The 8965-nt window shown below is 67.6% G+C and carries 9 protein-coding genes; 5 read left to right on the top strand and 4 right to left on the bottom strand.

Annotated elements, in window-relative coordinates; genetic code table 11:
- From GTP90_RS27480 to GTP90_RS27465, 4 genes are all read left to right on the top strand, one after another.
- Positions 1–551, top strand: a 551-nt coding sequence (locus tag GTP90_RS27480) for an SDR family oxidoreductase (protein ID WP_161086493.1), incomplete at its 5' end; no start/stop codon positions are given.
- A 24-nt stretch (positions 552–575) separates the two neighbouring features.
- The gene (locus tag GTP90_RS27475) at positions 576–974 is read left to right on the top strand and encodes a dihydroneopterin aldolase (protein WP_161086492.1); all 399 of its coding nucleotides are present in this window, start codon (positions 576–578) and stop codon (positions 972–974) included.
- Positions 971–1897, top strand: a complete 927-nt coding sequence (ttcA, locus tag GTP90_RS27470; protein WP_161086491.1) for a tRNA 2-thiocytidine(32) synthetase TtcA — start codon at positions 971–973, stop codon at positions 1895–1897. Before GTP90_RS27475 ends, ttcA begins: the two co-directional genes overlap by 4 nt.
- An 80-nt stretch (positions 1898–1977) precedes the next feature.
- Entirely contained in the window at positions 1978–2349 is a 372-nt protein-coding gene (locus tag GTP90_RS27465; RefSeq protein WP_161086490.1) for a hypothetical protein, read from the top strand.
- Here the strand turns inward: GTP90_RS27465 and GTP90_RS27460 are convergent.
- The 3 genes from GTP90_RS27460 to GTP90_RS27450 all read right to left on the bottom strand — a co-directional run bounded on the left by GTP90_RS27460 (position 2346) and on the right by GTP90_RS27450 (position 6811).
- Entirely contained in the window at positions 2346–4115 is a 1770-nt protein-coding gene (locus GTP90_RS27460; protein WP_161086489.1) for a M14 family metallopeptidase, read from the bottom strand. The genes GTP90_RS27465 and GTP90_RS27460 overlap by 4 nt on opposite strands.
- Before the next feature lie 93 nt (positions 4116–4208).
- The gene (locus GTP90_RS27455; RefSeq protein ID WP_161086488.1) at positions 4209–5840 is read right to left on the bottom strand and encodes a S41 family peptidase; all 1632 of its coding nucleotides are present in this window, start codon (positions 5838–5840) and stop codon (positions 4209–4211) included.
- A gap of 59 nt (positions 5841–5899) precedes the next feature.
- Positions 5900–6811: a LysR family transcriptional regulator gene (locus GTP90_RS27450; protein ID WP_161086487.1), complete on the bottom strand. Its 912-nt coding sequence runs from the start codon at positions 6809–6811 to the stop codon at positions 5900–5902.
- A 103-nt stretch (positions 6812–6914) separates the two neighbouring features.
- Between GTP90_RS27450 and GTP90_RS27445 the strand changes: the two genes are divergently transcribed.
- Positions 6915–8132, top strand: a complete 1218-nt coding sequence (locus tag GTP90_RS27445; protein ID WP_161086486.1) for an MFS transporter — start codon at positions 6915–6917, stop codon at positions 8130–8132.
- Here GTP90_RS27445 and GTP90_RS27440 read toward each other — a convergent pair.
- Complete coding sequence (locus tag GTP90_RS27440; protein WP_161086485.1) at positions 8129–8944, bottom strand: AraC family transcriptional regulator; 816 nt, start codon at positions 8942–8944, stop codon at positions 8129–8131. The genes GTP90_RS27445 and GTP90_RS27440 overlap by 4 nt on opposite strands.
- Positions 8945–8965: the final 21 nt, after the last annotated feature.

Raw genomic sequence — 8965 nt, 5'->3', positions numbered from 1 at the left:
TGCTGCCGCAGGCGGCGGCCGCGCTGGGCGCGGTGCGCTGCGTGGTCAACAACGCCTCGCTGTTCGAGTACGACAGCGCAGCCGACTTCACCGCCGCCCGCCTCGACGCCCACATGCGCGCCAACGTGGCCGCGCCGGTGATCCTGGCGCAGGCGCTGCACGCGGCCCTGGCCGGCACCGGGATCCAGGGCGTGGTGATCAACCTGCTCGACCAAAAACTGTACAATCTCAATCCTGATTTTTTGTCGTACACCCTGTCCAAGGCGGCGCTGCACACCGCCACCACGATGCTGGCGCAGCAGCTGGCGCCGGCGGTGCGGGTGGTCGGCATCGCGCCCGGCATCACGATGGTGTCCGGCGACCAGACCGAGGCCGGTTTCGCCAACGCGCACCGGCAAACCCCGCTGGGCCGCTCCAGCACCCCGGAAGATATCGCCGACAGCGTGGTCTACGCTGCCACGGCGCGCGCGCTGACCGGCACCACCCTGCTGGTCGACGGCGGCCAGCACCTGATGCCGCTGCCGCGCGACGTGATGTTCCTGGCCAAATGAATACCCTCTCTAGAAAGTGAAACTATGCTGTCCGCCCTGATCCACCCGCAACTGAACGACTGCCGCCGCCTGTTCCTGCGCAATTACGAAGTGCTGATCAACATCGGCGTCTACGAGTTCGAGAAAAAGGGCGAGCAGCGTTTGCTCATCAACGTCGACCTGTACATCCCGCTGGCCGTCTCGACCCCGGTCAAGGACCAGCTGGAGGAAGTGGTGGACTACGACTTCATGCGCGACTCCATCGCCAAGCTGATGGCGCGCGGCCACGTGCACCTGCAGGAGAGCCTGTGCGACGACATCGTCGGCGCCATGCTGGCCCACCCGCGCGTGCGCGCGGCCCGCGTGTCGACCATGAAGCCGGACGTCTACCCGGACTGCGAAGGCGTTGGCGTGGAAGTCTTTAAAATCAAGGAAACCGTATGAACGCAGTACTCGACAACGCAGCGGCCGCGCCGGCCGGCAAATCGGCCGAGAAGATCGCGCTGGAAAACAACAAGCTGCACAAGCGCCTGTGCCGCCTGGTCGGCCAGGCCATCGGCGATTTCAACATGATCGAAGACGGCGACAAGGTCATGGTCTGCCTGTCCGGCGGCAAGGACAGCTACGCGCTGCTCGACATCCTGATGACGCTGCGCGAACGCGCGCCGATCAACTTCGAGCTGGTCGCGGTCAACCTGGACCAGAAGCAGCCCAACTTCCCCGACCACATCCTGCCGGCCTACCTGAAGCAGCTGGGCATCCCGTTCCACATCGAGAACCAGGACACCTACAGCATCGTCAAGCGCCTGATCCCGGAGGGGAAGACCACCTGCTCGCTGTGCTCGCGCCTGCGCCGCGGCATCCTGTACCGCGTGGCCGATGAACTGGGCTGCAACAAGATCGCGCTGGGCCACCACCGCGACGACATCCTGGAGACCTTCTTCCTGAATATGTTCTTCGGCGGGAAGCTCAAGGGCATGCCGGCCAAGCTGGTGTCCGACGACGGCAAGCACATGGTGATCCGCCCGATGGCCTACGTGAAGGAAGAGGACACCGAGCGCTATGCCGAGGTCAAAGGCTTCCCCATCATCCCGTGCGACCTGTGCGGCTCGCAGGAGAACCTGCAGCGCAAGCAGATCAAGGGCCTGATGCGCGACTGGGAAAAGAAATTCCCCGGCCGCGTGGAGAACATCTTCTCGTCGCTGTCGACGGTGGTGCCGTCGCACCTGATGGACCGCGACCTGTTCGGCTTCCAGGACATCAAGGCCGACGGCCAGGCCAATCCGCTGGGCGACATCGCCTTCGACGAAGAGCCGTGTTCGACGCCGTCCACCGTGCCGGGCATCATCCCGCTGCAGCGCAACTGAACGGCGCCCGGTCTTCCCCTTCCCCCTGCTAGTGCAAATTGCGCTATATTGCGTAAATAACCACTACCAGGGAAACCACGATGAAAATCGATACCAAGGCACTCGGCAGCGCCAGCGCGGCGGCCTTCGCCACGAACAGGAAATCCGGCGGCGCCGACTTCAAGGCGGTGCTCGAGGCCAAACAGCAGCCACCGCAGCAGCCGACCGCCGCGCAGGAGCTGGACACCTACATGAAGAAATCGCCGGCCGAACGGATGGCGGAAATGATCCTGAAAAGCCTGGGCGAGACGCCGGAATCGCTGGCGGCCAAGTCGCCCGCGGAACAGGCGTCGATCATGGCCAAGGTGGCCGCGCTCATCAAGCAGAAGATGGAAGAAGCCACCGCCAAGGCAAATGGCGGCGGCGATGGCGGCGGCGCTAGTGGCGCCAGTGGCGTCAGCGTCGCCGTTTAAAACTTCTGCGCGGTACGCATCACCGGATAGAGGTTGTAGCGCTCGTCCCACGATGCATGGCGGCGCGCGAAGAACTCCAGCCGCCTGGCCTGGCTCTTGTTGAACTCCGCGTCGCTGTCGAGCTTTTTCTGGAACTCCTCGCGCAGCGCCGGATCGGCCTCCAGCTGCGCGCGCGCCACATCCTCCGCCACGTACTCCTCCATGTATTCCTTGCGCTCGAAGGCGTTGTTGAATTCGCCCCAGGCCAGCAGCGAATCGGCGCCGCGCGGCTCCAGCATCGTCATCACCAGGCGCGCCTTCGGCTGGGCGATCGGCACGAACAGCGCGCCCTTCGCCACGCTGCGGCGCTCGCGGCCCCAGTCGCCCTCCACCGCCAGCGATTGATGGCCCTCGAACGACTGCGCGCCGAACTTGGTCTTGGTCGCGCGGAAGGTCTCCACCTCGGCCGCCATCTGGTCCGACGCCAGCACCTTGAAGGCGATGCCGTGCTGTTTCAGCTTGGCGCCGATGCGCGCGGCTTCGGCCAGCGGCACCAGGTAGCCGCCCGTGGGCGCGGCGATCTTCAGGTCCGGCACCACTTCGTCGCGTAGCGGCACGCTCCACATCTGCGGCTTGCTCTCGTCGTAGTGCGTCATCAGGCCGCCCGACACTTCCGAATAACCGCGCGTGTATTCGTAGCCGGGGAACTCGATGGTCTTGGCGTTGAAGGTGGTGCGGTAGCTGATCGGGAAATCGGCGCCGGCCATCGCGGCGGCGCGGGCGTCGGCGTCCTGCGTCATTTTCTGCCATTCCTTGCCGTGCGCGGCGACCTGCGACAGCAGCGAGACGATGGTGTTGCGCGTGATGCGCACGCGGGTCGGGTAGTCCTTCCACGAATGGGTTTCGACCAGCATCGCGAAGCGGTTACGCAGCGGGAAGTAGCCGGTCGAGAAGCGCGGCGTCGCCATGCTGTCGACGAAGCCGGAGGTTGGATCGTCGTTGGCCGCGAACGAGATGTAGTACGGCTTGGGATCGGAACCCTGCGCCTTCAGGTCGGCCATCACGGCGGTCTGCAGCGCCGCGCCGGCGCGCTTGAGTTCCTCGTCGCCGCCGTGCACCGGCTCGACCTGGATCGAGACGTCGGGCTGGAACTTGGCGCCGTCGGTGACGTGCAGGTCGATATAGGCCAGCGGGTCCCAGGCGTTCACCAGCGCCAGCATGGCCTGCATCTCCGGCGCGTCGGCCTTCACGTAGTCGCGATTCAGGTTGTAGTTCTGCGCCGTGGTGCGCCAGCCCATCTCCACCGGGCCGCGCTGGTTCGGACGGTTCCATTTGCCGAAGCGCTCATGGCCGTCGACGTTGAACACCGGGACGAACAACAGCACCTGCTTGTCCAGCGCGCCCGGCGCGGCCTTGTTCTCCAGCGCCTCGCGCAGCGCCAGGAAGCCGGCGTCCTTGCCGTCGATCTCGCCGGCGTGGATGCCGCCCTGCACCAGCATCACCGGCACGCCGCGCTTCTTGGCCTGCTCGGCGGTCAGCGCGCCGGTGCGCGAGACGGCCAGCGCCAGCATGGGCCGGCCCTCCGGCGTGCGGCCGAATTCGAAGCAGCGCACCTGCTTCGGATACGCCTTCTGGAAGCGCGCGCACAGGTCGACGACTTCGTCGTAGCGGCCGGTGTTCTGGAAGCCGGAACGTTCGGCGACGGTGCTCAGGGAGGTGGCGGCGGGCGCTGCGACAGCCAGCGTGGAGGTGGCGGCAAAGGCAAGCAGAATGGCGGAACGTATCATGGACAGGCTTCCAGCAAGGGTTGAATGGCCAATGCGCGGCGGGAGCGGCCCGCCGGCATCGGATGCGCTGGAAATTATAGTCGGCTTTGCGCGTCAGCGATTGCGGATCGCGATTTCCTTCACCGGCGGCCGCACCAGCTGCGTGGCGCCCTGTGTGGCGCCTTCCTTGGCGCCTTCCTTGGCGCCAGCCTGCATGCGGTTGCCCTGCGGCGCCACCGGACAGGCACCGCTGGCGCGGTAGCTGAGCGCCGTAGCCAGCATGTTCTCGGCCGGGTCGCCCAGCGTCTGCGTCAGGTCGTCGCTGGCGCGGCAGGTCGGCGGGAAGCCGTCGGCGTAGTCGCCGAAGCCCTTGTTGTTCATGCCCTGGTACTGGATCGAGAAGTACGTGGTGCCGCAATTGGGGGACGGAATAAAGGCATACGGCTTGCCGCAGGTTTCGCCGCCGATCAGCGTGACCTCGATGTCGATTCCGCGCAGGCTGTTGATGACGGACTCGCTGGCCGAACAGGTGCCGGGCGTGGTCAGGATGGTGACCCGCTTCAGGCCAAGGTAAGGCAGCGGTGTGCCCGGCGGGAGCTGGTCCGGCGACTTGAAACCGCTGGTGCTGGTCAGGAATTTCGACGGCGGGTCCTGCTTGGTCTTGTCGTTGGCGCGCAGCTGTTCGAAGGTCTTGCCGGCGGTCGGCCCCGGACCGGCGATCATGTAGGCCAGCTCGCTGGCGATGTCCAGCAAGCCGCCGCCGTTGTAGCGCATGTCCAGCACCAGGTCGGCGACGCCGGCGCTCTTGAAGCCGTTGATGGCTTTCACCAGCTGGCCTTCGGCCACCGCATTGTGCTCGTTGAATTGCAGGTAGCCGACCTTGCCGCTGGCCGTGTCGAGCAGCTTGACGTTTTGCACCGGCGGCACGGCCAATTGCTGCGACGTCATGGTGACCGTGCGCGGGACGCCGTCGCGGCTCAGCACCATGCGATGGGACTCGCCGGCCTTGACCGGGAACAGGCCGGCGTTGAGCGCGGCCACGCCGGCGGTGCTGGTGTCGCCGATGGCGACATCGTCGACCGAGACCAGCATGTCGCCGCGCTGCAGGCCGGCCAGCGCGGCCGGGGAATCCGGCGCCACCATCGTCAGCGTCCACACGCGCCGGGTCGAGGTGTCGGTGCTGCGCAGCCAGGTCAGGCCGTAGCCCAACTCGACGCCGGAATCGGACAGCGCCCGCCACGCATCGGTCGGATAGGTGAAGTGGAAGCGGTCCTTGGGCCGGCCGGACGCGGTGATGACCGGCGTTTTCAGGTCGGCGAAATAGGCGGTCGTGCTCTTGTAGCTCTCGATCTTGAGATCGGCAGGAAGCTCCTTGTACCAGAGGTAGGTGTTGTCCTCGACGGAGCGCAGCCATTTCAGTTCGTCCATCAGCGTGCCCTGCACCTCGGTCAAGGAGCCCGGGCGCGGCTTCTCGCAGTGCGAGGCCAGCACGAACCAGTCGCCGGTGTAGTCCAGCGGCGGCGTGACGGGAGGCGTGACCGGCGGCGTGACCGGTGGCGTCACGGGCGGCGTCACGGGTGGGGTCACCGGCGGCGTCACGGGCGGCGTGACCGGCGGGGTGACCGGCGGGGTGACCGGTTCAGCCGGCACAACCGGGGCGGCCGGCGCTGGCGGGGCATCGCCGCCGCAGCCGCTCAACAAGGGCAGCGTCAGCGCGGCCGCGAAGGCAAGGGGTGTTATTTTCATCGCCAAATTATAAGCCGCAATCCGCGCCGAAGTATCTATTTGGCAATCTTTCTTACAATTCAGGCCTGCAGGTCGGGATCGGCCTGGAACACGCCGGCGATCCAGTCCGCGAACACCCGCAGGCGCGGCGACGCCATGCGCCCCTGCGGGTACAGCAGCGAGATCGGCATCGGCGTGGGCGGGGTCGCCGCCAGCACCTCGACCAGCGCGCCGCTGGCCAGGTGCTGGCGCACCTGGTAGCGCGCCGCCTGGATCAGCCCCATGCCCTGCAAGGCACAGATGACGTAGGCGTCCGGGTCGTTGACGGCGATCGCGCCGGGCACCTCCACCATCGTCACGCCGCCGTCGACCACATAGTCCCAGGCGAAGGCGCGGCCGGTGCGGCCGGAGAAATGCGTCACGCCGCGATGCGCCGCCAGGTCGGCCGGGGTTTGCGGCACGCCGTGCGCGGCCAGGTAGGACGGCGCGGCGCAGGTCAGGAAGCCCATGTTGCCCAGCCGCCGCGCCACCATCGCCGAATCCTGCAGCTCGCCCACGCGCAGCGAGCAATCCAGGCCCTCCTGCGTCAGGTCGGTGAGGCGCTCGTTCAGGCTGACCACCAGCTCGATGTCGGGATACTCGCGGCAAAAGCCGGCGATGTGCGGCAGCACCGCGTGGCGCCCCACCGCGCCCGGCAGCTCCACCCGCAGCTTGCCACGCGGCTTGCCCCGGCCGTGGCCGCGGAACACGCCCTCGGCATCCTCCACCGCCTGCAGGATCTCCAGGCACTTCCTGAAGTAGTCGGCGCCGTCGGGCGTGAGCGACAGGCGGCGCGTGGTCCGCTGCAGCAGCTGGGTGCCGAGGAAGGCTTCCAGTTTCTTGATGGTCGCCGTGAGCGCGGCGCGCGGCAGATCCAGCGTTTCGGCGGCCCGCGTGTAGCTGTTGGCCTCGACGATGCGCACAAAGGTCTGCATGGCCTTGAGCCTGTCCATGATTGTTCACATTATATGAAAAGTATAAGGCCATTATGCCCTAATTATCTTTGCTCCGGTTTTGCCTAGAATCTGCCCATCCCCACTTACTTACGGAGTCATCATGAGCAACCCCGCACAAGACGACATCAGCCCCGGCATGGTGCTGCTGCTGGCCGCCGCGACCGGCCTGATCGTCGCCAACCTGTACTACGCGCAAACGCTGGTCGGCCCGATCAGCGCCGCCACCGGCCTGTCGCCGCAGGCGGCCGGCCTGATCGTCACGCTGACGCAGATCGGCTACACCCTCGGCCTGCTGTTCGTCGTGCCGCTGGGCGACCTGCTGGAAAACCGCCGCCTGATCGTCACCGGCCTGCTGTTCACCTCCGCCATGCTGGTGCTGGCCGCGTTCAGCACCAGCGCGTGGATGTTTTTGAGCGCCGCGCTGGGCATCGGCCTGGGCTCGGTGGCCGCGCAGATCATCGTGCCGTTTGCCGCCCACCTGTCGAAGGAAGCCACGCGCGGCCACACGGTCGGCAAGGTGGTCAGCGGCCTGCTGCTGGGGATCATGCTGGCCCGCCCCGCCGCCAGCCTGATCGCCGACGCCAGCAACTGGCACGTTGTGTTTGGCGGCGCCGCCGTGCTGGTGCTGGTCGTGGCCCTGGTGCTGCGCACCAAACTGCCGCTGCGCGTGCCGACCGCCACGATCAGCTATCCGGCGCTGATGGCGTCCCTGTGGCACCTGTTCCTGCGCACCCCGGTGCTGCGCCGCCGCGCCGCCTACCACGCCGGCCTGTTCGGTTCCTTCAGCCTGTTCTGGACCGTCACCCCGCTGATGCTGGCCGGCCCGCAGTTCCACCTGTCGCAGACCGGTATCGCGGTGTTCGCGCTGGTCGGCATGGCCGGTGCGGTAGCCTCGCCGGTCGCCGGCCGCCTGGCCGACGCCGGCCACACGCTGATGGCCACCGCCGCCGCGCTGGCGCTGGGCGTGGTGGGCTTCGCGCTGCCGATGGTGGCGCCTGAATCGCGCAACGTGGCGCTGGCGATGCTGGTGGTCGCCTCCATCGTGCTGGACATGGGTGTGGCGGCCAACCTGGTGCTGGGCCAGCGCGCCATCTTCTCGCTGGGCGCGGAGGTGCGCAGCCGCTTGAATGGCGTGTACTTCGCGCTGTTCTTCGCCGGCGGCGCGCTCGGCTCGGCGCTGGGCGGCTGGATGTACGCCACCCACGGCTGGCACGCCGCGCTGTTGACCGGCATGGCCTTCCCCGGCCTGGCGCTGCTGTACTGGCTGACCGAGTATGCCGCCCACTCCTCGGCGCTCAACGCCGGAGTGAAAGTCTAAGGCAGCGCCAACGCCGCCGCGTGTGCGGCGGCGAATCCGCCGGGCGCCACGCCCATCTCGCGGCGGAACATGGCGATGAAGGCGCTCAGGCTGTCGTAACCCAGCTCCAGCGCGACGGCAGTAACGGCCTGCCCCGCCGCCAGCAACTCCACCGCCCGCATCAAGCGGGCGCGCTGGCGCCAGTCGGTGAAGGACAGGCCGGTCTCCTCCACAAAGCGCCGCGTCAACGTGCGCGGGGCGATCGCGGCCCACGCGGCCCACTCATTCAATGAACGCGCATCGGCCGGATCGGCGGCCAGCGCCAGCGCGATCTTCAACACGCGGCGGTCGGTGGGCATGGTCAGCACCAGTTGTTCGCGCGCGGCGGCCGCCAGTTCGTCCAGGATCACCGCAACGATGCGCTCCTGCGCGGCAGCTGGCGCAGGCGCCTGCGGCCAGGCGCTGGCGCGCAGCACCGCCTCCCTCAGCAGCCCGGAAACCTGGAACACCTGCGGCAGCGCGGGCAATGCGGCGCAGGCATCCGGCACGACGTAAACGCTCCAGCCGCTGGTCGGCCCGTGCGCATCGAGGCCGTGCGGGTGGTGCGGCGGCATCCAGATCGCATACCCCGGCGGCACCACCAGGCGCTCGCGCTCCGTGCCGATGGTCAGCAGGCCGCTCAAGGCGCCGATGGCCTGGCCGCGCGCGTGGCTGTGGGTGGGCGTGTGCCGCATGTCGCCGCCCGACAGCGCGGCGAACAGCAGCTGGCCGCCATCGGCATCGGCGCGGGCGGGATCGATCAGGGGAGATGGTTTGGCTTGCATGCGACACATTATGGCATCGCCGCGCAAGCC

This window comes from Duganella vulcania (assembly GCF_009857655.1).
Classification (GTDB): Bacteria; Pseudomonadota; Gammaproteobacteria; order Burkholderiales; family Burkholderiaceae_D; genus Rugamonas; species Rugamonas vulcania.
The sequence above is the reverse complement of the archived record's forward strand: the minus strand, read 5'-3'. Positions and strand labels throughout refer to the sequence as shown.